The following is a 26,257-nucleotide window of genomic DNA, read 5'->3' on the forward strand; positions in this document are numbered from 1 at the left end:
CCAAGGACGAGGGCGGCCGCCACACCCCTTTCTTCAACAACTACCGTCCCCAGTTCTACTTCCGCACGACGGACGTGACCGGTGCGATCGAGTTGCCAGAAGGCAAGGAAATGGTCATGCCAGGCGACAACGTGTCGATCACCGTCAAGTTGATCAACCCGATCGCCATGGAAGAAGGTCTGCGTTTCGCCATCCGCGAGGGCGGCAAAACCGTCGGCGCCGGTGTCGTGGCCAAGATCATTGCGTAACAAGGATTGTTTTTGGGGCTGAGCCGGTAAAGGCAAAGCTTTTTGCTCTGTCCCCAACTGATTGAGAGATGAAGGGGTATAGCTCAATTGGCAGAGCGTCGGTCTCCAAAACCGAAGGTTGTAGGTTCGATTCCTACTGCCCCTGCCACCTGGTTTCAGGGAATGCCTGAAGCCGAGAGTGGTGTGAAACAGAACTATGCAAGCCCGCCGGGAGTCCTTGGACCCCAGGTGGGCTTAAGCGTCTGAGAAGACGCGTGAAGATGAACAGGAAATCAGGCGATCATGGCCACTTCTCAAGTCGAAACCGTCAGCACGACTGCTGACAAGGCCAAGTTGGCCCTTGCCGTGGCATTGGTGCTGGGTGCGCTGGCGGGCTTTTACCTGCTCGCCAAGCAGGGTCCGGTTGTCCAGTGGGGTGGCTTGATTGCTGGTCTGATGGCGGCGGTGGTGGTGTTCCTGACCTCCGAGCCTGGCAAACAGTTCGTGGCGTTTGGGCGTGATTCCTGGCGCGAAGTCAAAAAAGTGGTCTGGCCGGCCCGCAAGGAAGCCATGCAGATGACGGCTTACGTCTTTGCATTCGTGGTGATCATGGCACTCTTTTTGTGGCTCACCGATAAAACGCTCGAATGGGTGTTTTACGACCTGATACTGGGGTGGAAAAAATAATGAGCGATATGAACGGTGACGTGGTCAGCCAAGTGGCGGCTGGCGCATCCCTGCAGCCGACTCCCGGCATGCAGTGGTATGTCGTGCATGCTTATTCGGGCATGGAAAAAGCCGTCGAACGCAATATTGTCGAGCGCATCAACCGCGCCGGCATGCAGGCCAAGTTTGGCCGTTTCCTGGTGCCCACCGAGGAAGTGGTCGAGATCAAGAACGGCCAGAAGAAAACGACGGAACGCCGTTTCTTCCCGGGTTATGTGCTGGTCGAGATGGTCATGGACGATGAAACCTGGCACCTGGTGAAGCACACCAACAAGGTCACCGGGTTTGTCGGCGGCGCCAAAAACCGTCCGGCCCCCATTTCCGAAGAAGACGTGCAGAAAATTGTCGACCAGATGCAGGTCGGCACCGAGAAGCCGCGGCACAAGGTCGAGTTTGAAACGGGCGAATACGTCCGGGTCAAGGACGGCCCGTTCACCGACTTCAACGGCACGGTCGAGGAAGTCAATTACGACAAGAACAAGGTGCGGGTGTCCGTCACGATTTTCGGTCGTGCAACGCCCGTCGAGCTGGAATTCAGCCAGATCGAAAAAACGTAAGTTTTTTCGGCTGAGCGTCAGAAATTCGCGCCTTGCAACTCGGCGCGGAAGGTTCTTTGCGGAACCTGATTGAGTTGTGTAACCCCCGGGGAGCCCGGACCTGTCTTCTGACGGCGTCCAGGCGTTATGACCCGCAAGGAGAAAAGTATGGCGAAAAAAATCGTCGGCTTCATCAAGCTGCAAGTGCCAGCTGGTAAGGCCAACCCGTCCCCCCCGATTGGCCCGGCCCTGGGTCAGCGCGGCCTGAACATCATGGAGTTCTGCAAAGCGTTCAACGCCCAGACCCAGGGTGTTGAGCCCGGCCTGCCTCTGCCCGTGGTGATCACCGCGTACGCAGACAAGAGCTTCACTTTTGTCATCAAGACGCCTCCCGCAGGCGTCCTGATCAAAAAGGCCATCAAGCTGGACAAGGGTTCTGCCACGCCGCACACGGTGAAGGTGGGCAAGATTTCCCGCGCACAGCTCGAAGAAATCGCGAAGACCAAAATGAAAGACATGACGGCTGCTGACCTCGACGCTGCAGTTCGCACGATTGCTGGTACGGCCCGCTCCATGGGCGTGTCGGTGGAAGGAGTTGTATGAGCAAGCTGACCAAACGTCAAAAAGCTGTTGGCGACAAGATCGACAGCAACAAGCTGTACCCGGTGGCTGACGCCCTGGGTCTGGTCAAGGAATTTGCCGTCGCCAAGTTCGATGAGTCCATCGACGTGGCTGTGCAGCTGGGTGTGGATGCCAAGAAATCCGACCAGGTCGTCCGCGGCGCTGTCGTGTTGCCCAACGGCACCGGCAAGACCAAGCGTGTGGCCGTGTTTGCACAGGGCGCCAAGGCCGAAGAAGCCAAGGCAGCCGGTGCTGACATCGTCGGCATGGATGATCTGGCTGCCGACATCAAGGCCGGCAAGATGGACTTCGACGTCGTGATCGCCTCGCCTGACGCCATGCGCGTGGTAGGTACCCTGGGCCAGATCCTCGGCCCACGTGGTTTGATGCCCAACCCGAAAGTCGGCACGGTGACGCCTGACGTGGCAACGGCCGTGAAAAACGCCAAAGCCGGTCAGGTCCAGTTTCGCGTCGACAAGGCCGGCATCGTGCACGGCACGATTGGCCGTCGTTCGTTTGATACCGACAAGCTGCAGGGCAACCTGGCAGCGCTGATCGATGCCCTGACCAAGGCCAAGCCTGCGTCGAGCAAAGGTGTGTATTTGAGGAAAGTCGCGGTTTCGTCGACGATGGGTGTGGGCGTTCGCGTCGACACGCAAACCATCGCAGCGTAATCGCAAAAATTTGAGCCGCCCGCAAGGGCTGTTCAAAGTGGTGGGCTGTCGGGGTTCCGGCTCCGGCAGGCCATCCAGGACCGTTGGTGCGGCAGGCTGCAAAGCACGCCGCTTAATCGTCGAAAGACAGCCAACGCAGATGGCGGTCCCGCTGCTTGAATGGTTTTGAAAAGAATCTGAAAAACAGTTGGTCGCTGAATATAGGCGTGTTGGCAGGATGGCGCGAAAGCAAGATCCGAAGACACATTATTAAGGAGTAGACCTTGAGTCTCAACCGCAGTGAGAAACAAGCCGTCATTGATGAAGTGACCGGCCTCGCCGCTAAAGCTCAAACGCTCGTGATGGCGGAATACCGTGGCATCACGGTCGCTGACATGACCAAGCTGCGCAGCCAAGCCCGCGACAAAGGCGTGACCCTGAGTGTGTTGAAAAACACCCTGGCTCGCCGTGCCGTGGCAGGCAGCGCGTTTGATGTCCTGTCCGACCAGATGACCGGTCCGCTGATCTATGGCTTTTCCACAGACGCTGTCGCTGCCGCCAAGGTGGTTGCCGACTTCGCGAAAACCAACGACAAGTTGGTGATTCGTGCAGGCGCCATGGCAGGAAAAGTCCTGGACGTGAACGGCGTGAAGCAGCTTGCAAGCATCCCTTCGAAAGAAGTGCTGCTCGCCCAGCTGTTGGGCTTGATGCAGTCCCCCATTTCGCGTACGGCACGAGTGCTGGCCGCGCTGGCGGAACAAAAAGGCGGCGGCAACGATGTGGTCGTAGCCGCGGAGCCCGCAGCAGAAGCTGCAGCGGCATAACCTTTACCAACTTTTTTTAGGAAATCAAAATGGCATTCGACAAAGACGCATTTTTGACCGCGCTGGATAGCATGACGGTCCTCGAACTCAACGACCTGGTGAAAGCCATCGAAGAGAAATTTGGCGTGAGCGCTGCAGCGATGTCTGCTCCTGCTGCCGGCGGCGGCGGCGCTGCTGCTGTTGCAGAAGAGAAGACCGAGTTCACGGTCATGCTGCTCGAGGCTGGCGCCCAAAAGGTGCAGGTCATCAAGGCCGTGCGCGAAATCACCGGCCTGGGCCTCAAGGAAGCCAAGGACCTGGTCGACGGCGCACCGAAGGCTGTCAAGGAAGCTGCATCCAAGGCCGACGCCGAAGCTGCCAAGAAAAAGCTCGAAGACGCCGGCGCGAAAGTCGAACTCAAGTAATTCTTGTGTTTCGCGAAGGCTGGAAGACCGGGTTCGGCTTCCAGCCTTTCGTGCTTTCAAGGAGTGCTGGCGAAACCCGCGCAAGCGCGTTTTTCAGCCTCCCTGGAATCACCGGCAAGCAGATTTGCAGAAAATCTTCTTGCCAGTGCTTCCTGACCCCGACTGCAGGAAACGCCTTGGTTCGGGCAACGTGCAATGCGTTGCCGTCCGCCATGGTTGGTAGTGGCCAACCACCAAGTCTGTTTGATTACGTGGTGTATTCATTCAAGACAGTCGCCAGAGCTTAACAAACCAGTTGCCCCTACTTGTTTGTGTCCCATTAAAGCGGAGAACTCATGGCCTATTCCTATACCGAACGCAAGCGAATTCGCAAAAGTTTCGGCAGCCGCGAGAGCGTGCTGAAAGTCCCTTACCTGTTGCAAATGCAGAAAGACGCCTACACGGCGTTCCTGCAAGCCGACCGCGCGCCGCAAAAGCGCCAGGTCGAAGGCCTGCAGGCGGCGTTTGAAAACGCCTTCCCGATCGTCTCGCACAACGGTTTTGTCGAGATGAAGTTCCTCGAGTACAACCTGGCCAAGCCCGCCTTTGACGTGCGCGAGTGCCAGACCCGCGGCCTGACCTTTGCGTCGGCCGTGCGCGCCAAGGTCCAGCTGATCATTTATGACCGCGAGTCGTCGACGTCGCAGTCCAAGGTCGTCAAGGAAGTCAAGGAGCAGGAAGTCTACATGGGCGAAGTGCCGCTCATGACCGACAAGGGTTCGTTCGTCATCAACGGGACCGAGCGTGTGATCGTGTCCCAGCTGCACCGCTCGCCCGGCGTGTTTTTCGAGCATGACAAGGGCAAGACCCACAGCTCGGGCAAACTGCTGTTCTCGGCCCGCATCATCCCTTACCGTGGCTCGTGGCTGGACTTCGAGTTCGACCCGAAGGACATCCTGTACTTCCGTGTCGACCGCCGCCGCAAGATGCCGGTCACCATCCTGCTCAAGGCCATCGGCCTGAACCCCGAGTCCATCCTCGCGAACTTCTTCGTGTTCGACAATTTCCGCCTGATGGACAGTGGCGCGCAAATGGAATTCGTCGCCGAGCGCATGCGCGGCGAAGTGGCCCGTTTCGACATCACCGACAAGAACGGCAAGGTCGTTGTTGCCAAGGACAAGCGCATCACCGTGCGCCATACGCGTGAGCTCGAGCAGAGCGGCACCTCCACCATCAGCGTCCCCGAAGACTTCCTGATCGGCCGTGTGGTCGCCAAGAACATCGTTGATGCCGAGACCGGCGAGATCATCGCCAAGGCCAACGACGAGCTGACCGACGTGCTGCTGAAGAAGCTGCGTGTTGCCGGCGTGCAGGACCTGCAGGTGCTGTACACCAACGAACTCGACCAGGGCGCCTACATTTCGCAGACCCTGCGCTCCGACGAAACCGTCGACGAGTTTGCGGCGCGCGTGGCCATCTACCGCATGATGCGCCCCGGCGAGCCGCCGACGGAAGACGCGGTCCAGGCCCTGTTCCAGCGCCTGTTCTACAACCCGGACACCTACGATCTGTCCAAGGTCGGCCGCATGAAGTTCAACGCCCGCGTGGGCCGCGACAGCTCCACCGGCCCGATGGTCATGACCAACGAGGACATCCTCGCGGTCGTCAAGATCCTGGTGGACCTGCGCAACGGCAACGGTCAGGTCGACGATATCGATCACCTGGGCAACCGCCGCGTGCGTTGTGTCGGTGAACTCGCCGAGAACCAGTACCGCACCGGTCTGGCACGGATTGAAAAAGCCGTGAAGGAACGTCTGGGCCAGGCCGAGCAGGAGCCCCTGATGCCGCACGACCTGATCAACAGCAAGCCGATCTCCGCCGCCCTGAAGGAATTCTTCGGCGCGTCGCAGTTGTCCCAGTTCATGGACCAGACCAACCCGCTGGCCGAGATCACCCACAAGCGCCGTGTTTCGGCCCTTGGCCCCGGTGGCTTGACCCGCGAACGTGCCGGCTTTGAAGTGCGTGACGTGCACGTGACCCATTACGGCCGCGTCTGCCCGATTGAAACGCCTGAAGGCCCGAACATCGGCCTGATCAACTCGCTGGCGCTGTATGCCCGCCTGAACGAATACGGCTTCATCGAAACGCCGTATCGCCGCGTGATGGACGGCAAGCTCACGGACCAGATCGACTACCTGTCTGCCATCGAAGAAGGCAAATATGTGATCGCCCAGGCCAATGCCCTGCTCGATGATGCCGGCAAGCTGACGGGCGACCTCGTGTCGGCCCGTGAAAATGGCGAATCCGTGCTGGTCGGCGCAGAACGCATCCAGTACATGGACGTGTCTCCTGCGCAGATCGTGTCGGTGGCGGCCTCGCTGGTGCCCTTCCTCGAGCACGACGATGCGAACCGCGCGCTGATGGGCGCCAACATGTCGCGCCAGGCGGTGCCCGTGCTGCGTCCGGAAAAGCCATTGGTCGGTACCGGTATCGAGCGTGTGGCTGCCATCGACTCGGGGACGGTCGTGACTGCCACCCGTGGCGGCGTGGTCGACTACGTCGATGCCACCCGCATCGTGGTGCGTGTCAATGACGCGGAAGCCCTGGCCGGTGAAGTGGGTGTGGACATCTACAACCTGATCAAGTACCAGCGTTCCAACCAGAACACCAATATCCACCAGCGCCCGATCGTCAAGATCGGCGACAAGCTGGCCAAGGGTGACGTGATCGCCGACGGCGCATCGACCGACCTGGGCGAGATCGCCATCGGCCAGAACATGCTGATCGCTTTCATGCCCTGGAACGGCTACAACTTCGAGGACTCGATCCTGATTTCCGAGCGCATCGTCGCCGAAGACCGCTACACCTCGATCCACATCGAGGAACTCGTGGTCATGGCGCGTGACACCAAGCTCGGCGCGGAAGAGATCACGCGCGACATCCCGAACCTGTCCGAGCAGCAACTCAACCGTCTTGACGAGTCCGGCATCATTTATGTCGGCGCCGAAGTCCAGCCGGGCGACACGCTGGTAGGCAAGGTCACGCCCAAAGGCGAGACCACGCTGACCCCGGAAGAAAAGCTGCTGCGCGCCATCTTCGGCGAAAAAGCCAGCGACGTGAAAGACACCTCGCTGCGCGTGAGCCAGGGCTCGCAGGGCACCGTCATCGACGTGCAGGTCTTCACCCGTGAAGGCATCGTGCGCGACAAGCGTGCCCAGCAGATCATCGACGACGAGCTCAAGCGCTTCCGTCTGGACCTGAACGACCAGCTGCGCATTGTGGAAGCCGATGCGTTCGACCGTATCGAAAAGCTGCTGACCGGCAAGGTTGCCAATGGCGGCCCGAAAAAGCTGGCCAAAGGCACGAAGATCGACAAGGCCTACCTGGCCGACGTCGAGAAATACCACTGGTTCGACATCCGTCCGGCGGATGACGAAGTCGCGGCCCAGCTCGAGAGCATCAAGAACTCGATGGAGCAGACGCGCCACAGCTTTGACCTGGCGTTTGAAGAAAAGCGCAAGAAGCTCACGCAGGGCGACGAACTGCCGGCCGGCGTGCTGAAGATGGTCAAGGTCTACCTGGCTGTCAAGCGCCGCCTGCAACCCGGCGACAAGATGGCCGGCCGCCACGGCAACAAGGGTGTGGTGTCCAAGATCGTTCCGGTCGAAGACATGCCTTACATGGCCGACGGCACGCCGTGCGACATCGTGCTCAACCCGCTGGGCGTGCCTTCGCGGATGAACGTCGGCCAGGTGCTCGAAGTGCACCTGGGCTGGGCCGCCAAGGGCCTGGGCCAGCGCATCGGCGACATGCTGCAGGCCGAGGCCAAGGTGGCCGACCTGCGCAAGTTCATGGACACGCTGTACAACAAGTCGGGCCGTGCGGAAGACCTGTCCAAGTTGTCGGATGACGAGATCCTGCAGATGGCCGGCAACCTGACGGGCGGCGTGCCTTTTGCGACACCGGTGTTCGATGGTGCCTCGGAAGCCGAGATCATGGGCATGCTGCAACTGGCCTACCCGGACGACGTCGCCAAGGGCAAGGGGCTGACGGCCACGCGCACCCAGGCGCAACTGTATGACGGCCGCAACGGTGACGCTTTCGAGCGCACGACGACCGTCGGCTACATGCACTTCCTGAAACTTCACCACCTGGTGGACGACAAGATGCACGCACGTTCGACCGGCCCGTACTCGCTGGTCACACAGCAGCCGCTGGGCGGCAAGGCGCAGTTCGGTGGACAGCGTTTCGGCGAGATGGAGGTCTGGGCGCTGGAAGCGTACGGCGCCGCCTACACGCTGCAGGAAATGCTGACCGTCAAGTCCGACGACGTGCAGGGCCGTACCAAGGTGTACGAGAGCATCGTCAAGGGCGAGCATGCGATCACCGCCGGCATGCCGGAGTCGTTCAACGTGCTGGTCAAGGAAATTCGTTCGCTCGGTATCGATATCGAGCTGGAACGCAGCTAATTCAGCAGGAAAGAAAAGGATTTAAACCATGAAATCATTACTCGACCTGTTCAAGCAATTCACGCCCGATGAGCATTTTGATGCCATCAAGATCGGCATGGCTTCGCCCGAGAAGATCCGTTCGTGGTCTTTCGGCGAAGTCAAAAAGCCTGAAACCATCAACTACCGCACCTTCAAGCCGGAGCGCGACGGTCTCTTTTGCGCCAAGATCTTTGGCCCCATCAAGGACTACGAGTGCCTGTGCGGCAAGTACAAGCGCCTCAAGCACCGCGGTGTCATCTGCGAGAAGTGCGGCGTTGAAGTCACGCAGACCAAGGTTCGCCGCGAGCGCATGGGTCACATCGACCTGGCCGCACCGTGCGCGCACATCTGGTTCCTGAAGTCGCTGCCATCACGCCTGGGCCTGGTGCTCGACATGACGCTGCGCGACATCGAACGCGTGCTCTACTTTGAAGCCTACGTGGTGACCGATCCCGGCATGACCCCGCTGAAGAAATTCAGCATCATGTCGGAAGACGATTACGATGCCAAGCGCAAGGAATACGGCGACGAGTACACCGCCAAGATGGGCGCCGAAGGCATCAAGGACCTGCTCGAAGGGCTGGACCTCGATGACGAGATCAACAAGCTGCGCAACGACCTGACCGGTTCCGAAATCAAGATCAAGAAGAACGCTAAGCGTCTGAAATTGATGGAAGCGTTCAAGAAGTCCGGCATCAAGCCGCACTGGATGGTGCTCGACGTGCTGCCGGTGCTGCCACCGGACCTGCGTCCGCTGGTGCCGCTCGACGGCGGCCGCTTCGCGACCTCCGACCTGAACGACCTGTACCGCCGCGTCATCAACCGCAACAGCCGCCTGCGCCGTTTGCTGGAGCTGAAGGCACCGGAAATCATTGCGCGCAACGAGAAGCGCATGCTGCAGGAAGCCGTGGACAGCTTGCTGGACAACGGTCGCCGCGGCAAGGCCATGACGGGTGCCAACAAGCGCGCCCTGAAGTCGCTCGCCGACATGATCAAGGGCAAGTCAGGCCGTTTCCGCCAGAACTTGCTGGGCAAACGCGTCGACTACTCGGGCCGTTCCGTCATCACCGTGGGCCCGACGCTCAAGCTGCACCAGTGCGGTTTGCCCAAGCTGATGGCACTCGAACTGTTCAAGCCTTTCATCTTCTCGCGCCTCGAAGCCATGGGCATCGCGACGACGATCAAGGCTGCCAAGAAGGAAGTCGAGTCCGGCACGCCAGTGGTGTGGGACATCCTGGAAGAGGTCATCAAAGAGCACCCGGTGATGCTCAACCGTGCGCCCACGCTGCACCGTCTGGGTATCCAGGCCTTTGAGCCCATCCTGATCGAAGGCAAGGCCATCCAGCTGCACCCGCTCGTCTGCTCGGCCTTCAACGCCGACTTCGACGGTGACCAGATGGCGGTGCACGTACCGCTGTCCGTGGAAGCACAGATGGAAGCCCGCACCCTGATGCTGGCTTCGAACAACATCCTGTTCCCCGCCAGTGGCGAGCCGTCCATCGTTCCTTCGCAGGACGTGGTGCTGGGTCTGTACTACACGACCCGTGACCGCACCAACGGCAAGGGCGAAGGCCTGGTGTTCTCCGACACCGGCGAAGTGCGCCGCGCCTTTGACGCGGGTGAACTCGACCTGAACGCCCGCATCAGCGTGCGCCTGACCGAGTACACCAAGGACAAGGAAACCGGCGAGTTCGTGCCATCGACCAAGCTGTGGGAAACCACCGGCGGCCGTGCACTGCTGTCCGAAATCCTGCCCAAGGGCCTGCCTTTCTCCAACCTGAACAAGGCGCTGAAGAAGAAGGAAATCTCCAAGCTGATCAACGTGTCTTTCCGCAAGTGCGGACTGAAAGAGACCGTGGTATTCGCCGACAAGCTGCTGCAGTCGGGCTTCCGCCTGGCGACCAAGGCCGGCATTTCCATCTGCATCGACGACATGCTGATCCCCAAGGAAAAGCCGAGCATCATTGCGCGTGCCCAGAAGGAAGTCAAAGAGATCGAGCAGCAGTATGTCTCGGGCCTGGTGACCTCCGGCGAGCGTTACAACAAGGTGGTGGACATCTGGGGCAAGTCGGGCGACGAAGTGTCCAAGGTGATGATGGCCCAGCTTTCGAAAGAAAAAGTCATCGACCGCCACGGCAAGGAAGTCGAGCAGGAGTCCTTCAACTCCATCTACATGATGGCCGACTCCGGCGCCCGGGGTTCCGCCGCGCAGATTCGCCAGGTGGCTGGCATGCGCGGTTTGATGGCCAAGCCGGACGGCTCCATCATCGAAACGCCGATCACCGCCAACTTCCGTGAAGGCCTGAACGTGCTGGAGTACTTCATCTCCACCCACGGTGCCCGAAAAGGCCTGGCTGACACGGCGCTGAAAACCGCCAACTCCGGTTACCTGACACGCCGCCTGTGCGACGTGGTGCAGGATCTGGTGGTGACCGAAGACGACTGCGGCACGACCGACGGTTCGCTGATGCGCGCCATCGTCGAGGGTGGCGAGGTCATCGAATCGCTGCGCGACCGTATCCTCGGCCGCACGGCGGTCGAAGACATCCTGCACCCCGAGAACCGTGCGGTGCTGGCCAAGGCCGGCGTCATGCTGGACGAGGACCTGATCGACGAACTCGAAGCAGCCGGCGTGGACGAGGTCAAGGTGCGTACCGCGCTGACCTGCGAAACCCGCTTCGGCCTGTGCGCCAAGTGCTACGGCCGGGACCTGGGTCGCGGCGGCCTGATCAACATCGGCGAAGCGGTCGGCATCATTGCCGCCCAGTCGATCGGCGAGCCGGGCACGCAGCTGACCATGCGGACCTTCCACATCGGTGGTGCGGCGTCGCGTGCAGCGATTGCCTCCAGCGTCGAAGCCAAGTCCAACGGCGTGATCGGTTTCAACGCACCGATGCGTTATGTGACCAACACCAAGGGTGAACTGGTCGTGATCGCGCGCTCCGGCGAAATCGTGATCCACGACGAGCATGGCCGCGAGCGCGAGCGTCACAAGGTGCCTTACGGCGCGATCCTGTCGGTGAAAGCCGACCAGACGATCAAGGCCGGCGCGATTCTGGCCAACTGGGACCCGCTGACCCGCCCCATCATTACCGAGTTCGCCGGCAAGGTGGCCTTCGAGAATGTGGAAGAAGGCGTGACGGTGGCCAAGCAGCTCGACGAGGTGACCGGTCTGTCCACCCTGGTGGTGATCGATCCGAAACGCCGCGGCGCGACCAAGGTGATCCGTCCCCAGGTCAAGCTGATCGACGCCACCGGCAACGAAGTCAAGATCCCCGGCACCGATCACTCGGTGACGATCGGCTTCCAGGTCGGTGCGCTGGTCCAGGTGCGTGACGGCCAGGACGTGGGCCCCGGCGAGGTGCTTGCGCGTATTCCGGTCGAAGGCCAGAAGACCCGTGACATCACCGGTGGTCTGCCGCGTGTGGCCGAGCTGTTCGAAGCCCGTACGCCGAAAGACAAGGGCACGCTGGCCGAGATGACCGGTACCGTGTCGTTCGGCAAGGAGACCAAAGGCAAGGTGCGCCTGCAGATCACCGATCCGGAAGGCAAGGTCTGGGAAGACCTCGTGCCCAAAGAGAAGAACATTCTCGTGCACGAAGGCCAGGTCGTGAACAAGGGCGAGTCGATTGTCGACGGCCCTGCCGATCCGCAGGACATCCTGCGCCTGCTGGGCATGGAAGAGCTGGCCCGCTACATCGTCGATGAAGTGCAGGACGTTTACCGCCTGCAGGGTGTGAAGATCAACGACAAGCACATCGAAGTGATTGTTCGCCAGATGCTGCGCCGTGTGGTGGTTGAGAACGTCGGCGAGTCCAGCTACATCGCTGGCGAGCAAGTCGAGCGTTCGGTCATTCTGGATGCCAACGACGCCCTGCGCGCCGAAGGCAAGATCCCGGCGACCTTCAGCAACCTGTTGCTCGGTATCACCAAGGCCTCGCTGTCGACCGATTCGTTCATTTCCGCGGCTTCCTTCCAGGAAACCACCCGCGTGCTCACCGAGGCTGCCATCATGGGCAAGCGCGACGAGCTGCGTGGCCTGAAAGAAAACGTGATCGTCGGCCGCCTGATCCCCGCCGGTACCGGCATGGCCTACCACGAGGCCCGCAAAGCCAAGGACCAGATGGACGACGCCGAGCGCCGTGCCATTGCCGAAGCCGAAGCGGCCGAACTCGAAGCCATGCCCGAGCAGACCAGCGAAGGTGCTGCCAGCGAGTAATTGCTGCTTTTTGACGCTATAAAAAGCGTAGCGCCTCGCGCCCTGTTAACAAGGGCCCGAGGCGCTTTTTTATTGAAAATCCGGAACTGTCATGCCGCCGCGCCGTGCGGGCCCTGCCGGCACGCTGTACAGCCGCCCGGCTTGTCGGCTAAAGTCGCCCGTGCCGGTTCGCGGCAGCCGCTGTTGATAGAAAGAAGGCCTCATGTCCACCCAGTCCCTGGTTTTGATTGTTGTGTTTGCCTTGCTGCTGTTCTGGGCTGTCGGGGCCTACAACCGGCTGGTGCGCCTGAAGAACACCATCGCCAACGCCTTCGGGCAGATTGATGTGCAGTTCAAGCGCCGTTACGACCTGATTCCCAACCTGGTGGAGGCCGCCAAAAAATACCTGCTGCACGAGCGCGAGACGCTCGAAGCGGTGATCGCGGCGCGCAACCAGGCGCGTTCGGCCAGCGATGCGGCGCGCAGCCACCCCACCCGCGCGCCGGAAGTGCTGGCTTTGGCCGCTGCTGAAGAGGCGCTGAGCGGCAGCCTGGGGCGCCTGTTCGCGCTCGCCGAGGCTTACCCCGAACTCAAGGCCGACGACACCATCCGCGAGCTCAGCGAGGAGCTGACCAGCACCGAAAACAAGGTGGCCTTTGCACGCCAGGCCTACAACGATGCGGTGCTCGACTACAACAATGCGCAGGCGCAATTTCCGGCCCTGCTGATTGCCCGCCTGTTTGGTTTTGCCGCGTCGGCCATGCTCAGGGCCACGGAAACCCCTGCCGAGCGTGACGCGGTGCGCATCCAGATGTGAACATGGCCCCCACGCTTGTCGCTTCGCGTACTACGCTGCCCCCCGAGGGGGCTAATTTTTCTAGGGGCGGCCCGTCGAAAAATTGCTTGTCAGCTTTGGGTGCCAGCCGGCAAATCTAATTCATCTTCACATGCGTTTTTTTGAGCACCAGGAGCGGGCCCGCGCCGAAACCCGGCAACTGCTGCTGCTGTTCGCCTTGACGGTGACCGGCCTGGTGCTGGCCGTCAACGCCGCGCTGGCCCTGACCTGGCATCTGCTGACGCCGGGGGTGGCGGGCTACCCCGCGTATTTTTTCAGCGTCAACACCGGCATGACCCTGCTCTTTGTGCTGGGCGGCTGGTGGCTGGAAACCTCCAGCCTGCAGGGCGGCGGTGAAAAACTGGCGCGACGTGTGGGTGCCCGCGAGGCCTGGCCTGCCAGCCGGCTTGATGAACAGAAGCTCTGCAACATTGCGGCCGAACTCGCCATTGCCGCCAGCATGCGTGTGCCGCAGGTCATGGTGCTGGAGCGCCAGGGCAGCATCAACGCCTTTGCCGCCGGCTGGGACGCGGACGATGCGGTCATCGCCGTCACGCGCGGCGCGCTCGACGGCTTGAGCCGCGACGAACTGCAGGGGCTGGTGGCCCACGAACTGAGCCATATCCGCGAAGGCGATACCCGGCTCAACATGCGGCTGGCCGGCATGGTGTTCGGGCTGGAGCTGATCTTCAACCTCGGGGTGGGCATGTGCGAGCGCGACGAGAACGACCGGCGTTCCGTGCTGGCGCTGCCGGGCCTGGCCATCCTGGCGGCCGGTTTTCTCGGCTGGCTGGCAGGTCGCGCGCTGAAGGCGGCGGTGTCGCGCCAGCGCGAGTTTCTGGCGGATGCGCGTGCGGTCCAGTTCACGCGCAGCCGGGACGGCCTGGGTGGCGTGCTGCGCAAGGTGGCGAGCCAGCAGGGCGCAGGCCGGACCGCGAGTTTTCATCCGGCGGTGCAGCACATGCTGCTGGTCGGGCAGCAGGGGCGGGCGCACTGGCTGGACTCGCACCCGCCGCTGGCCGAACGTATCCGCCGGATCTACGGCCGAGCCATGCCAGAACTGGCCGAAGGCGAGACCGCGCCGACCCGCCCCGACGCCCTGTTTTGAGCCGGAACCGGGGATAAGCGCATCACGAAAGCCTCGACGGCAGGGCGATGTGAAGGCCAACGTCGTCAACGTGCTGCCGTCCAGGCGCGCCGGTGTCATCGCCGTGCAGACCGGGCTGCCAAGCTGGTCTAATAGGTGCCATGCCGCCCGCGTCCGGGCGGCTTGAAACAGCGGCGCCCGCGGGCCTGCCGACACAGGATCGATGCAAGACAACCAGACCTCCCCCATCCCTCTGTGGCGCCAGCTGCAGGGGGCGGCTTTCCTGTTGATGGCCGTTCGCGGCGGCCGCTCCATGACCGCCGCGCTCGAAGACATCGACGCCAGCCTGCGGCCCGGCGTGCAAGCCCTGGGTTTTCATGCGCTGCGCTGGCTTGGCCGGGCCGAAGCGCTGCGCCAGCAACTGGCCCAGCGGCCGCCGCCACCGGAGGCCGACGCCTTGTTGTGTGTTGCTTTGGCGCTGGCCTGTACGGAAAGCAATTCTGACGACGCCGCTGCCGGCCACCTGCCGGAGAGCGGCAATCCCCGTTACACCGCCTACACGCTGGTGGACCAGGCCGTGGAAGCCGCCAAGCGCGACGAGGCCACGGTGCACCAAGCCAGCTTCATCAACGGCTGCCTGCGCCGCTTCCTGCGCGAGCGTGACGCACTGATGGCGGCGACGGAAAAACATCCGCAGGCGGTCTGGAACCACCCGCAGTGGTGGATTGACCGGGTGCGCAAGGACCATTCCGACCAATGGCAGGCCATTTTGCATGCCAACAATGCCAAAGCGCCCCTGATCCTTCGGGTCAATACAAGAAAAACGACTCCAGCCCAATACCTGGAAGCGCTGGCGGCTATGAATATCGTAGCAAGCCAGGTCGGACCGCAAGGGGTGGTGCTGGCGACGCCGAGCGCGGTGACAGCGTTGCCCGGGTATGCCGAGGGGCATTTTTCGGTGCAGGACGCCGCGGCGCAGCTGGCCGCCCCCTTGCTGCTCGACGGCCTGGTCCCGGCCGATGGTGCGCCCCTGCGGCTGCTGGACGCCTGCGCCGCGCCCGGCGGCAAAACGGCGCACCTGCTGGAACTCGCCGACTGCGAGGTCACGGCGCTCGACATTGACGCACGCCGCTGCGAGCGCATGGCGCAGAACCTGCAGCGGCTGGGCCTGCAGGCGGACATCCGGGTGGGGGATGCCGCCCGCCCCGATGGCTGGTGGGACGGCCGGCCGTACGACGGCATCCTGCTCGATGCGCCGTGCACCGCCTCGGGGATTGTGCGGCGCCACCCGGACGTGCGCTGGCTGCGCCGCCCGACCGACATCGCCCAGCTGGCTGCGCTGCAGGCGCGGCTGCTGGAAACGCTGTGGCCGCTGCTGCGGCCGGGCGGGCGGTTGCTGTACTGCACCTGCTCGGTTTTCAGGGCGGAAGGTGAGCAGCAGGCCCAAACGTTTGTTACGCACCACAAAGACGCGCATTTCATGCCATCACCGGGTCATTTGCTACCCCAAAGTCGCGTCCTGGCGTCCGTCTTCCCGGACAATTTGGACGGTGAGCACGACGGTTTCTTTTACGCAGTTTTTGAAAAACGCAAAGCCTGACACGGTGCTGCGGCGGCTGCTGGCGTTTTGGGTGTGCACCGTGATGGCGCTAGCCGGCCACGCGGCACTGGCCACCGAGGTGACCCAGCTGAAGATGGAGCGTTCCGACGAGGGCGTGTACCTGTCGGCCAGCATCCAGTTCGACCTGCCCCCTGCCGTTGAAGAAGCCCTGCTCAAGGGCATTCCCATGTTTTTCGTGGCCGAAGCCGACATCTACCGCAGCCGCTGGTACTGGTACGACAAACGCATCACCACGGCGACACGCACCATGCGTCTGGCGTTCCAGCCCCTGACCCGTCGCTGGCGTCTCAATGTGATGCCCGGCGCCATCAGCGTCACCGGCTTGCGGGCCTCCTTCAGCCAGAATTACGACACGCTCGATGATGCGCTGGCATCAATCCAGCGCTTTTCGCGCTGGCGGATTGCCGATGCCGCGGAAGTCGAGTCCGGGGTCCGGCACAACGTCGATTTCCGTTTCCGGCTCGACCTCTCGCAGCTGCCGCGCCCCTTCCAGATTGGGGTGGCGGGGCAGAAAGACTGGACCATCGCCGTCGAAACCAACCGCGACCTGGTCGCCGAACCGATTCGCGACCTGTCCCGGGACGCCACCCGGGACCTCTCCAGGGAAGCCGTCAAAGAGGCGGAAAAGTGAATTTGAAGAGCAATGTGTCGTCACTGAAAAGCAGTCCGGCTTTTCGCTGGACGGTGGGTGTCGGCGTCGGCACCATGGCCGCGCTGGGCCTGGTGCTGCTCTTTCTGCTGACCCAGGCCACCGGCAACCGCGAGCTTTACGAACGCAACTACGTCCTGCTGTTCGGGCTCAACGTGGCGGTGGCCGCCTTGCTGCTGCTGGTTATCAGCTGGATCGTGCTGCGCCTGATCCTGCGCCTGCGCAAGGGCAAGTTCGGCAGCCGACTGCTGGTCAAGCTGGCCGCCATTTTTGCGCTGGTGGGCCTGCTGCCCGGCACGATGATTTACGTCGTGTCCTACCAGTTCGTCTCGCGTTCGATCGAAAGCTGGTTTGACGTGAAGGTTGAAGGCGCACTGGACGCCGGCCTGAACCTGGGCCGGGTCACGCTCGACACGCTGGCCACCGAACTGGGCAACAAGACCCGCGCCGCTGCGGGGCAGCTGACGCAGACACCCGATGTCTCGGCCGGCCTGGCGCTGGAGCGCCTGCGCGAGCAGCTGGCCGTCAGCGACGTCGTGTTGTGGTCAGCCTCCGGGCAGATGATTGCCAGTGCCGGTGACTCGCGGTACTCCCTCAAGCCCGAGCGGCCGCCGGCGCAACTGCTGCGCAGTGCCCGCAACCAACGTGTGGCCACGCAGATCGAGGGGCTCGACGAGGTGGCCTTGCCCGGCGCCGAGCCGCCCGGCAGCGCGGCAAGCCTCGCCGCAGGCAGTGCGACACCGCCCCGCATCAAGGCCCTGGCGCTGATCAACAACCCCAACGTCGGCCTGCTCGGCGAGGTCCGGTTCCTGCAGGTGACCGAGGTGTTGCCGACCAGCCTGGTGGCCAATGCCATTGCCGTACAGGAAGCCAACCGCGAGTACCAGGAGCGCGCCCTGGCCCGGGGTGGCCTGCGCAAAATGTACATAGGCACACTCACGCTCAGTTTGTTCCTGGCGGTGTTCGGCGCGGTGCTGCTGGCGGTGGTGCTGGGCAACCAGCTGGCCCGGCCCCTGCTGGTGCTGGCCGACGGGGTGCGCCAGGTGGCCCAGGGCGACCTGACGCCCAAGGCGGCGCTGCAGGGCAAGGACGAACTGGGCGGGCTGACCCGCTCCTTTGCCGACATGACCCAGCAACTCGCCGACGCGCGCGGCGCGGTGCAAAAAAGCATGGACCAGGTGGATGCCGCGCGCGCCAATCTGCAGACCATCCTGGACAACCTCACCGCCGGTGTCATGGTGCTGGACCTCAAGGGGCGCATCCAGACCAGCAACCCCGGTGCCACGCGCATCCTGCGGGTGCCGCTGGCGGCCTACCACGGGCGCTCACTCAGCGACATTCCCGGGCTGGAAGTTTTTGCGCAAGGCGTGCAGGCCCAGTTCGATGCCTACTTTGGCGAGAACCAGCTGCACGACGTGGAGCACTGGCAGCAGTCGTTCGAACTCAACGCCGCCCAGCCCGGCGCGCCCGACAACGCCATCACGTTGATCGCCCGCGGCGCCAAGATGCCGGGCAACGAATGCCTGCTGGTGTTCGACGACGTGTCCGAAATGGTCTCGGCCCAGCGTGCCCAGGCCTGGGGCGAAGTGGCGCGCCGGCTGGCCCATGAGATCAAGAACCCGCTCACACCCATCCAGCTGTCGGCGGAACGGCTGGAGATGAAGCTCACCGGCAAGGTGGCCGAGCCCGAGCAGATCCTGCTGACCAAGTCGGTCAAGACCATCGTCGACCAGGTCGATGCGATGAAACGCCTGGTCAACGAATTCCGCGACTATGCCCGCCTGCCGGCCGCCGAACTCAAGCCCGTGGACCTCAATGCGCTGGTCAACGACGTGATGCAGCTCTACGCCAGCGAGAACGCCGTGGTGCCGGTGGACACCGAACTCGACCCGGCTTGCCCCCCGATCAAGGCAGATTCACAACAGATTCGGCAGGTCATTCACAACTTGTTGCAAAACGCCCAGGACGCCCAAGAGGGCCGGGCAGAGGGCCGCGTGCTGCTCAAAACCGAGTATTCGGAGACCTCGAAACGGGTGCGTCTGACGGTGCGCGACAACGGCACGGGCTTCCCGGAACACATCCTGAAACGGGCGTTTGAGCCCTACGTCACCACCAAGGTCAAGGGCACCGGTTTGGGGCTGGCCGTCGTCAAAAAAATCGCCGATGAACACGGCGCACGTGTTGATATTTCGAATCGCGTGGTTGACGGCGTCGTGCAGGGCGCCCAAGTATCGCTATCATTCGCAGTTGTGACATAACAACACTGCGGACCCGGAGATGGGTACCGCAGAATCGACAACTGACGGTAGGGGTAGCGTTTCAACATGGCAAACATTCTGGTAGTCGACGACGAGCTGGGCATACGTGACCTGCTCTCCGAAATTCTCAACGACGAAGGGCATCAGGTCGAACTCGCAGAAAACGCTGCGCAGGCCCGCGCCGCGCGCGGCCGCTCCCGGCCCGACCTCGTGTTGCTCGATATCTGGATGCCGGACACCGATGGTGTGACGCTCCTCAAGGAATGGTCGTCCAGCGGCCTTCTGAGCATGCCGGTGATCATGATGAGCGGCCACGCCACCATCGACACTGCCGTGGAAGCGACCAAGATAGGCGCGATCGCGTTTCTTGAAAAACCCATCACGCTGCAAAAGCTGCTCAAGGCGGTCGAACAGGGTCTGCTCAAATCGGCAGGCCGCAAACCGCAGGCGGTTCCCGCTGCACTGCTGCATGCGGTGGACATGACGGTGGAAGTCGCGATGACCGGCCAGGTCCTGCCGCTGGCGGTGGACCTCGGCCCGCAGGCCACGCAGAGTTTCCTGCTCGAAAAGCCGCTGCGCGATGCGCGCGACGAGTTTGAAAAAGCCTATTTCGAGTTTCACCTGGCCAAGGAAGGCGGCTCCATGACCCGCGTGGCAGAAAAGACCGGGCTGGAGCGCACCCACCTGTACCGCAAGCTCAAACAACTTGGCGTGGACCTGACCCGGGGCAAGCGCGCGGCCTGATATATAATCTTAGACTCAGGCCCGGTAGCTCAGTCGGTAGAGCAGAGGATTGAAAATCCTTGTGTCGGTGGTTCGATTCCGCCCCAGGCCACCAGTCTCCATGCGCCCCAGCGCCCTTTTCGGGTTCTGGGGCGTTTCTACAAAGTAGCCATCGTTTTCTACAATTATTGCTACACGTAGGTCAATCTCTAGGCATAGAATGGGAGCTTGGGTACCTGCTATCCAAGCACTGTAAGGAGAACTTGTATGAAAGCTGCTGAATTTAAAGTTGTCCAAGACGCTCGTCGAGTTGTTCAAGGCCAGTTCAGTCACTACTATCAGGTAATGTCTTCTAGGCCATCAACGGCGACAGCACAGAATCATTCGTCTGTGGCTGCGGGCGCAGATAAAAAAGATGATATGCCGCAGAAGACGCTACCAAAATAACTGCAAGCCACCGGAAGGTGGCTTTTTTTTTGACATGCTGTATCACGACAGAGATTACAAACGCTGTAAGGAAGAAGAAGAAGAGGTGGAACTCGGACGTTCCGCGTTTCGCCGCGACTTTGGGCGATTGCTTCATTCACCTTCGTTTCGACGCCTACAAGGAAAAACCCAACTGTTCCCAGGGGATGAGTCGGATTTTTTTCGCAATCGTTTAACTCATTCCCTAGAGGTGGCTCAGATTGCGAAGGGCATCGCGCAGCAGATTAATGCAAAGTGTCCAGAATTTAGGGAACAAGAAATCGATCTGGACGCCGTAGAGTTCGCGGGGCTTGCCCATGACTTGGGGCATCCGCCGTTCGGCCACAACGGTGAAAAAGCACTTGATGAGTGTATGAAGCAGTACGGAGGATTTGAGGGAAACGCACAGACACTAAGAATTCTTTCAAGAGTCGAAAAGAAGGTGCAGACGGAGACTGACCCCTCAGATCCCTGCGGCGTTAGCAGTTTGGGTGAAGACCGGCGGCTGGGCTTGAATCTCACGTACCGAAGTCTTGCCGCCATTCTTAAGTACGACAGTGAGATCCCCGAAAAGCGGAATCCTGGCGGAAAGTTGCATAAGGGGTACTACGCTTCCGAAAAACCTTTAGTGGACGCGATCAAGCAGCATGTAGGTATGCCTGAGGCATCTGCTGGTTTCAAGACGATCGAATGCCAAATCATGGATATTGCGGATGATATTGCGTACTCAACTTATGACTTAGAAGATGCGATGAAGGGAGGCTTCACTCATCCCATGCAGCTTCTAGCAAAGGTGCGTGGCGAGGCCGACTTGGTTGCTAAGTTGCTTGAAAAAGTAAAGGAAGAAGTGGAGGGAGCGACCGAACAAGATATTTATGTCGCACTCAATGACTTATTTCCTTTCAATGGAGACGATGAGAAAGAGCAAGTACAGGAGCAAGACCAAGGTCACAAGCGTGGTGCGTTAGAGATATATACGGAGTCAAAAGTTATCGCCTCAGATGCGTTTATGCGGTCCGCATACACCTCGCAACTCGTTGGAAATTTTATGCGTGGAATAGGGGTTGAGTCCCGCCAAGGAGAGCAGATACGATTCAGTCAAATTACTGTTGAGCGCGGTATCAGAATAAAGATTGAGGCGCTCAAGCATTTGAACTATTTATTGACGATCATGTCCCCGCGTCTCAAGGTGGTCGAATACCGCGGAGAAGATGTTGTCAAAACAATTTTTGAAACGCTGGTAAATGACGCGAAAGAAGGGTACCTTCTGCTGCCTGACGATGTTCAGAGGATGTATAGGCGTTTGCCTGACATAGAATCAAAAATGCGCCTCGTTTGTGATTTTGTTGCCGGCATGACAGATAGATATGCCGTCGAGTTTTACAGCAGGCTTCGTGGCGCTGGCGCTTCAATCTTCAAGCCGATTTAACTGAAACTGCAACTATCGAAGGGGTTTGACCCGTTCGCCGATTCGAGCCTTAACGTAGTGCTCAGTCATGTCTCGATTCTTGTGCCCTAGTAGCTTCTGCGAATGAGCGAGATTCTCCGTGTCAGTTGCGGCTTTTCCACGAATGTCCCGAAATTGAAAATCCACCTTTGCCAATGTTCGCGCCTTGTCAAAGCGTGAGCGCAGCGCGAACTGCGTTAGAGGCTGCCCCCGCGCAGTTGCGACAGACAAGCTATGGGAGCCGCTATCACGCTCCCACAGGCTTCGTGTGCCGAAACAAGTTGTCCGGATCAAACTTTTGCTTGAGCGTTGCCAGCCGGGCCAGGTTCGGGCGGCCGTAGGCGGCCTCGATGCGATCCGCCCCCTCTTCCTCCGTCAAAAAGTTGACGTACACGCCGCCGGTGGAGCAAGTCCGGGTGGCTTCGAAGCAATCGCGTGCCCATTGGATGTTGGCGCTGTCATCCTGGGCGCTCTCCCATGACCCCGCAATGTTCAGCACATAAGCGGCATCGCGGTTGCCCGCCGGCGAATGCCTGGCAGGCAGTTCATTCAATGCGCCTTCGATCTGGAACAGCAGGATCGCCGAATGCGGCGACTTGATGCGGCTGGCGTGGTCAACCGCCTGATCGATGAGCACAGGATCGATGCCGGCGAGGTAATGCGATTTCCAGTAGTAGCGCCTGCCTTTCGGCTGCGTGGCGTCAAGCAGGCTTTGCATTTGCGCATAGGGTCGTCGTGTCACGATGTCGGCGACGGGCGTCCCCAGCTTGCGCAGCGGTGCCAGCAAGGCTTCGCCGTCTTCGACGTTTCCGCTGTAGCAGACAAAGAGGGCGGCGATCGGTTTGCCGTGAATCTCCTTGGGCAACCAGGGTGCCGGCGGGGCGTTGCGCAGCACGGCCACGCTGGTCAGCTCACGCGGCGCCCTGGCGCTGAAGTCACGGTACGCCTGCAGCACCTGACGGGTGTCCTCGCCGCGCCAGGCGATCGCGCCGCCGAGAATCTGGGGACCGACGGGAAAGAGCCGGTATTCGAAAGAGGTGACGATGCCGAAATTGCCACCCCCGCCGCGCAGGGCCCAGAACAGATCGGCGTTTTCATCGGCGGACACGCGCAAGACCTCCGCCCCCGCGGTGACCACCTCCATCGCGGTGACGTTGTCGCAGGTCCAGCCATGGCGACGGGTCAGATAACCGAACCCACCTCCTACCGTAAGCCCGGCGACGCCGGTGGCGGACACAAAGCCGAGCACGGCCGCGAGTCCGTGCAGCTGCGTCTCGCGGTCGACATCGCCCAGCGTGCAGCCGGCCTGCACCCGCGCCGTGCGCAGCGCAGGGTCGACCCAAACGCCCCGCATCAACGACAAATCGATCATCACGCCACCGTCGCAGACCGCCAGCCCGGCGATATTGTGGCCGCCGCCACGCACCGATACCAGCAGCCGGTGCTGGCTGGCGAAACCCAAGGCCTGCACAACATCGACCGTGCCGGTGCGGCGCAAAATCATTCCGGGCCGGCGCTCGATCATCGCATTCCAGATCTTGCGGGTGTCGTCGTAACCGGGCTCGTCAGGCGTCAGGATGGGCCCTTTGAAGCCCGCCTTGAGCGCTTGCATCGCATCGTCCGGGATCGCCACCGCCTCGCCATTCATTCCTGTGAGTGAACTCATCATGGTTCTCCCTGTCAGTGCTGGCCAATGGTCTGTGCTGTCAGCGGGCGGGCCAGCGAGTGCGCCCCTGTGCCGGGGGCGCCACCGAAAGCCGCGACAGCGTTGTTGGGTTCGTTGGGTTCGTTGAGTTCTGCCGTGTCCGTGCGTCCGCCGTTGTCGATGTAGCGCACGGGCGCGGCTGGTGTGCGGCGCAAGCGCAGCTCAAAGATGTCGGGGCGCGCGTAATGGCCCGTGACATCGAGGGTCCGCCTCGCCGGAGCCACCCGCGCGATGTCGATGGCCGCGTACAGAATGCCTTGTTCCCGGCGCATCGGTCCGGCGACGAGCTTGCCCTGCGGGTCCACCACCACCGAGTCGCCGTCGTTGATCCACTCGTCGGGATCCGGAAAGAGCTTTTCGCGGCCCGGGAAATCGGCGGGAATGTCCGCCGCGCGCAGAGCCGTGCCACTGCCAAGCACCCAGCAGCGACCCTCGAGCGCGATATGACGCATGCTGCTGACCCAGCCGTCGCCCGCGTCATAGGTCGGTGCGATATAAATTTCCACGCCCTGGGCGTACAGCGCATACCGCGCCAGCGGCATGTAGTTCTCCCAGCAGATCAGCGTGCCGACACGGCCGGCCGGTGTGTCGACGGCGCGCAGCCCCGAGGCGTCTCCGAAGCCGTGCACCATGCGCTCAGGATTGGTGGGCATCAGCTTGCGATGCCGGTTTTGCAGCTGGCCGTCGGGGCCGATGACGACCACGGTGTTGTAGAGCGTACCGCTGCGGCTGCGGCGGTCGCATTCATTCAGGCCGCAGACGACCGTGACGGCATTGGCGCGTGCGGCCTGGCACAGCGGGTCGAGATCGCCACTGCCGAGGTCGACGGCATTGTCCAGAAGCCGGGCGTGCAACTGGCCGACCAGCGCGCCGTCCGTTCCGGGCGCGAGTCGCCAGATCCAGGACGGATAACCCGGCAGAAAGGATTCCGGCAGGACGATGAGTGACGCACCTTCTGCGGCGGCCTCCCGGACCGATTGCACGGCCCGTTCCATGGTGGCCCTGCGATCGAGCAGAACCGGGGGACGTTGAACGATGGCAATTTTCGGCATGGCTTGCTCCCTGGAGGTTGAAGTGGAGAGGCAAGCATGCGCTTGACCGAACGGGGGGGCTAGTCCAGAATCTGAAGCGTTGCGCCAGCGGAAGTCGAGCACAAATGGATAACACTTATGGCCAGTTTTGCACCGTTGCGCGTGGCGCCGAGGCGTTGTGCCAGCAATGGACACCCCTGATCGTGCGCGAACTGCTGTGTGGCAGCAAACGCTTCAATGACCTGCACCGCGGCGTTCCCCGAATGTCCACCAGCCTGCTGGTGCAACGGCTGCGCCACCTCGAGGAGATCGGCGTGGTCCGACGTTCGGCAGGGGGCAAGGTCCGCGATTACAGCCTGACGGAAGCCGGCGAGGAACTCCGGCCCATCGTCATGGCCCTGGGCCACTGGGGCGCTCGCTGGATCGGCAGCCGCCTGCGTGACGACCAGCTGGACGCAGGATTCCTCATGTGGGACATCCGGAGGTTTGTGCAGCTGCCGGAGTTTCCGCCGCACCCCGTGGTTATCCACTTCGCGTTCCGGGACGCCCGGCCGGGCGAGCGTCGATGGTGGCTGGTGGTCGAGCAGGGCACCTCGGATTTGTGCCGCGACGACCCCGGCCGGGAATTGACACTGGTCGTGGATTGCACCGTGCGCGCACTGACCGAGGTGTGGACGGGCGACCGCACGCCTAACGAAGTCCTGCGCACGCAGGAGTTGCGGGTGGACGGCGCTGCGCGGGATGCCCAGCAGTTATGGCGCTGGTTGGGCGCAAGCGTGTTCGCCCCCACCCGACGCGCAGTGCTCAAATAGCGCAGGCTCGACTGCGACGATGCACATCCGCGGATCGTACTTCCGCAGGACCCTGTCGATGCAGTGGATGGAACGGCCGGTGCCCACCGCATGAACGAATGCATAGGGGGGGAAGGTCACTCTCGTCAACCAACAGATAAACAAGGCGGGTACAAAAAAAACGGGCCCACAAAAGGCCGCTTTTTTTTGCTTTCCGGCTCAGTTTCTGACGTTCACGTCAGACAACGCGGCATGCCCGTGATCTGCGTGGCTGTAGGCCATGACAGGCCGGTCCGGTTCAGGCCGATAGACGCCCTTAGTGGATGGTCAGGTGCCTACAGATTCCGAAACTGCCGTTTAAAGGATGTGCCTTCGCAGCGGCGGAAAATGCAACCACTTCATTCAATCCCAGATGCGTTTGCCGCTCAAGAGTAAGACATTACGGTTGCTTGGGGCGCCCTTGGAGGAGTAAGTGCGTTTGCTGGATACGGTTGCCAGTTAGTGGTGCTTGTGCTTTTGATCTGTACTTAGGGTGCCGATGTCTCCGCGATCGTGGTGCCTCGATTCTCGGCCAGGCGGACGGCTTCTCGGGTTGGGATCAAGCTTGCTTGACTGCCTCGGGTAGGACTAGGGGACGCTGGCGTCCAGACCTCCTGTATCACTGTCAGGGACCAGCCACATCCTTGCGATTCAAGTTCACGGGTTTGGGTTGTTGGCCATCTCAGTTGTTCGACCACAATGGCCGGCAGCCCCCCGGAGCGGCTGCATTCTGGTACAGGCCATTCAGGGGCTCAAATCCATTTTTCCTGTGGCTCCGATAGTGCGCTAACCGGAGGGTTCTTCGCGAAGCCGTTATGCTTGCCGCCAACATTGGCGTGAAACGACGAAAAAAATGAATGACTGGTTTGATTTTTCCGATGCCAGCATGGCGCTGCTTGCGCGTGCCGATGCCGGCCGGGCGCTGGACGAAGACCTCGGAACTGGCGA

At 61.5% G+C, this 26,257-nt stretch carries 19 protein-coding genes, 2 tRNA genes and 1 pseudogene; 20 read left to right on the top strand and 2 right to left on the bottom strand.

Going from position 1 to position 26,257, the window contains the following annotated elements:
- From tuf to dgt, 19 genes and pseudogenes are all read left to right on the top strand, one after another.
- A pseudogene (gene tuf, locus B7G53_RS20845) lies at positions 1 to 248 on the top strand (elongation factor Tu); the annotation flags it as partial.
- Between the two features lie 72 nt (positions 249 to 320).
- Positions 321 to 396 (top strand) — tRNA-Trp (locus tag B7G53_RS20850).
- A gap of 134 nt (positions 397 to 530) precedes the next feature.
- On the top strand, positions 531 to 914 hold the full coding sequence (secE, locus tag B7G53_RS20855; RefSeq protein WP_096671318.1) for a preprotein translocase subunit SecE: 384 nt from the start codon (positions 531 to 533) through the stop codon (positions 912 to 914).
- Positions 915 to 922: 8 nt separating this feature from the next.
- Positions 923 to 1,510: a transcription termination/antitermination protein NusG gene (gene nusG / locus B7G53_RS20860; protein WP_255250115.1), complete on the top strand. Its 588-nt coding sequence runs from the start codon at positions 923 to 925 to the stop codon at positions 1,508 to 1,510.
- Positions 1,511 to 1,657: 147 nt separating this feature from the next.
- Positions 1,658 to 2,092, top strand: a complete 435-nt coding sequence (rplK, locus tag B7G53_RS20865) for a 50S ribosomal protein L11 (RefSeq protein WP_096671323.1) — start codon at positions 1,658 to 1,660, stop codon at positions 2,090 to 2,092.
- Positions 2,089 to 2,784: a 50S ribosomal protein L1 gene (rplA, locus tag B7G53_RS20870; protein WP_096671327.1), complete on the top strand. Its 696-nt coding sequence runs from the start codon at positions 2,089 to 2,091 to the stop codon at positions 2,782 to 2,784. Before rplK ends, rplA begins: the two co-directional genes overlap by 4 nt.
- Before the next feature lie 263 nt (positions 2,785 to 3,047).
- Positions 3,048 to 3,587, top strand: a complete 540-nt coding sequence (rplJ, locus tag B7G53_RS20875) for a 50S ribosomal protein L10 (protein ID WP_096671329.1) — start codon at positions 3,048 to 3,050, stop codon at positions 3,585 to 3,587.
- 29 nt (positions 3,588 to 3,616) lie between these two features.
- The gene (gene rplL / locus B7G53_RS20880; RefSeq protein ID WP_096671331.1) at positions 3,617 to 3,991 is read left to right on the top strand and encodes a 50S ribosomal protein L7/L12; all 375 of its coding nucleotides are present in this window, start codon (positions 3,617 to 3,619) and stop codon (positions 3,989 to 3,991) included.
- A 335-nt stretch (positions 3,992 to 4,326) separates the two neighbouring features.
- The gene (gene rpoB, locus B7G53_RS20885; protein ID WP_096671333.1) at positions 4,327 to 8,439 is read left to right on the top strand and encodes a DNA-directed RNA polymerase subunit beta; all 4,113 of its coding nucleotides are present in this window, start codon (positions 4,327 to 4,329) and stop codon (positions 8,437 to 8,439) included.
- A 28-nt stretch (positions 8,440 to 8,467) separates the two neighbouring features.
- On the top strand, positions 8,468 to 12,679 hold the full coding sequence (rpoC, locus tag B7G53_RS20890) for a DNA-directed RNA polymerase subunit beta' (RefSeq protein WP_096671335.1): 4,212 nt from the start codon (positions 8,468 to 8,470) through the stop codon (positions 12,677 to 12,679).
- Positions 12,680 to 12,881: 202 nt separating this feature from the next.
- Complete coding sequence (locus tag B7G53_RS20895; RefSeq protein WP_096671337.1) at positions 12,882 to 13,475, top strand: LemA family protein; 594 nt, start codon at positions 12,882 to 12,884, stop codon at positions 13,473 to 13,475.
- Between the two features lie 130 nt (positions 13,476 to 13,605).
- A complete protein-coding gene (locus B7G53_RS20900) occupies positions 13,606 to 14,601 on the top strand; it encodes a M48 family metalloprotease (protein WP_096671339.1) in 996 nt (331 codons plus the stop codon).
- 202 nt (positions 14,602 to 14,803) lie between these two features.
- Entirely contained in the window at positions 14,804 to 16,180 is a 1,377-nt protein-coding gene (gene rsmB / locus B7G53_RS20905; protein ID WP_096671341.1) for a 16S rRNA (cytosine(967)-C(5))-methyltransferase RsmB, read from the top strand.
- Positions 16,161 to 16,832: a DUF4390 domain-containing protein gene (locus B7G53_RS20910; RefSeq protein ID WP_096671343.1), complete on the top strand. Its 672-nt coding sequence runs from the start codon at positions 16,161 to 16,163 to the stop codon at positions 16,830 to 16,832. Before rsmB ends, B7G53_RS20910 begins: the two co-directional genes overlap by 20 nt.
- A gap of 74 nt (positions 16,833 to 16,906) precedes the next feature.
- Positions 16,907 to 19,108: a sensor histidine kinase gene (locus tag B7G53_RS20915; protein ID WP_096671357.1), complete on the top strand. Its 2,202-nt coding sequence runs from the start codon at positions 16,907 to 16,909 to the stop codon at positions 19,106 to 19,108.
- Between the two features lie 66 nt (positions 19,109 to 19,174).
- Positions 19,175 to 19,852, top strand: a complete 678-nt coding sequence (locus B7G53_RS20920; protein ID WP_096671345.1) for a response regulator — start codon at positions 19,175 to 19,177, stop codon at positions 19,850 to 19,852.
- 18 nt (positions 19,853 to 19,870) lie between these two features.
- Positions 19,871 to 19,946 (top strand) — tRNA-Phe (locus tag B7G53_RS20925).
- Positions 19,947 to 20,098: 152 nt separating this feature from the next.
- The gene (locus tag B7G53_RS22650; RefSeq protein ID WP_141396420.1) at positions 20,099 to 20,278 is read left to right on the top strand and encodes a hypothetical protein; all 180 of its coding nucleotides are present in this window, start codon (positions 20,099 to 20,101) and stop codon (positions 20,276 to 20,278) included.
- Positions 20,279 to 20,312: 34 nt separating this feature from the next.
- A complete protein-coding gene (dgt, locus tag B7G53_RS20930) occupies positions 20,313 to 21,725 on the top strand; it encodes a dGTP triphosphohydrolase (RefSeq protein WP_096671347.1) in 1,413 nt (470 codons plus the stop codon).
- A gap of 265 nt (positions 21,726 to 21,990) precedes the next feature.
- Here the strand turns inward: dgt and B7G53_RS20940 are convergent, their stop codons facing one another.
- Together B7G53_RS20940 and B7G53_RS20945 are read right to left on the bottom strand one after the other, a co-directional pair.
- Complete coding sequence (locus B7G53_RS20940; protein ID WP_255250114.1) at positions 21,991 to 23,409, bottom strand: FAD-binding oxidoreductase; 1,419 nt, start codon at positions 23,407 to 23,409, stop codon at positions 21,991 to 21,993.
- A 14-nt stretch (positions 23,410 to 23,423) separates the two neighbouring features.
- Positions 23,424 to 24,500 carry a carbon-nitrogen hydrolase family protein gene (locus B7G53_RS20945; protein ID WP_096671353.1) on the bottom strand — a complete coding sequence of 359 codons (1,077 nt, stop codon included), beginning with the start codon at positions 24,498 to 24,500 and terminating at the stop codon, positions 23,424 to 23,426.
- 104 nt (positions 24,501 to 24,604) lie between these two features.
- On the opposite strand from B7G53_RS20945, the gene B7G53_RS20950 reads away from it, so the two are divergent.
- Positions 24,605 to 25,291, top strand: coding sequence for a winged helix-turn-helix transcriptional regulator (locus B7G53_RS20950; protein ID WP_096671355.1), 687 nt, complete (start codon positions 24,605 to 24,607; stop codon positions 25,289 to 25,291).
- The last annotated feature ends 966 nt before the right edge of the window (positions 25,292 to 26,257 follow it).

This window comes from Polaromonas sp. AET17H-212 (assembly GCF_002379085.1).
Classification (GTDB): Bacteria; Pseudomonadota; Gammaproteobacteria; order Burkholderiales; family Burkholderiaceae_C; genus Polaromonas.

Bases quoted from the DNA above. Each gene is read 5' to 3' on its own strand.
- secE (WP_096671318.1), top strand. From the start codon at position 531: ATGGCCACTTCTCAAGTCGAAACCGTCAGCACGACTGCTGACAAGGCC.
- rplK (WP_096671323.1), top strand. From the start codon at position 1,658: ATGGCGAAAAAAATCGTCGGCTTCATCAAGCTGCAAGTGCCAGCTGGT.
- rplA (WP_096671327.1), top strand. From the start codon at position 2,089: ATGAGCAAGCTGACCAAACGTCAAAAAGCTGTTGGCGACAAGATCGAC.
- B7G53_RS20920 (WP_096671345.1), top strand. From the start codon at position 19,175: ATGGCAAACATTCTGGTAGTCGACGACGAGCTGGGCATACGTGACCTG.
- rplL (WP_096671331.1), top strand. From the start codon at position 3,617: ATGGCATTCGACAAAGACGCATTTTTGACCGCGCTGGATAGCATGACG.
- rpoC (WP_096671335.1), top strand. From the start codon at position 8,468: ATGAAATCATTACTCGACCTGTTCAAGCAATTCACGCCCGATGAGCAT.
- rpoB (WP_096671333.1), top strand. From the start codon at position 4,327: ATGGCCTATTCCTATACCGAACGCAAGCGAATTCGCAAAAGTTTCGGC.
- rsmB (WP_096671341.1), top strand. From the start codon at position 14,804: ATGCAAGACAACCAGACCTCCCCCATCCCTCTGTGGCGCCAGCTGCAG.
- dgt (WP_096671347.1), top strand. From the start codon at position 20,313: ATGCTGTATCACGACAGAGATTACAAACGCTGTAAGGAAGAAGAAGAA.
- B7G53_RS20945 (WP_096671353.1), bottom strand. From the start codon at position 24,500: ATGCCGAAAATTGCCATCGTTCAACGTCCCCCGGTTCTGCTCGATCGC.
- B7G53_RS20900 (WP_096671339.1), top strand. From the start codon at position 13,606: ATGCGTTTTTTTGAGCACCAGGAGCGGGCCCGCGCCGAAACCCGGCAA.
- B7G53_RS20950 (WP_096671355.1), top strand. From the start codon at position 24,605: ATGGATAACACTTATGGCCAGTTTTGCACCGTTGCGCGTGGCGCCGAG.
- B7G53_RS20895 (WP_096671337.1), top strand. From the start codon at position 12,882: ATGTCCACCCAGTCCCTGGTTTTGATTGTTGTGTTTGCCTTGCTGCTG.
- B7G53_RS20915 (WP_096671357.1), top strand. From the start codon at position 16,907: ATGGCCGCGCTGGGCCTGGTGCTGCTCTTTCTGCTGACCCAGGCCACC.
- B7G53_RS20940 (WP_255250114.1), bottom strand. From the start codon at position 23,409: ATGAGTTCACTCACAGGAATGAATGGCGAGGCGGTGGCGATCCCGGAC.
- nusG (WP_255250115.1), top strand. From the start codon at position 923: ATGAACGGTGACGTGGTCAGCCAAGTGGCGGCTGGCGCATCCCTGCAG.
- B7G53_RS22650 (WP_141396420.1), top strand. From the start codon at position 20,099: ATGAAAGCTGCTGAATTTAAAGTTGTCCAAGACGCTCGTCGAGTTGTT.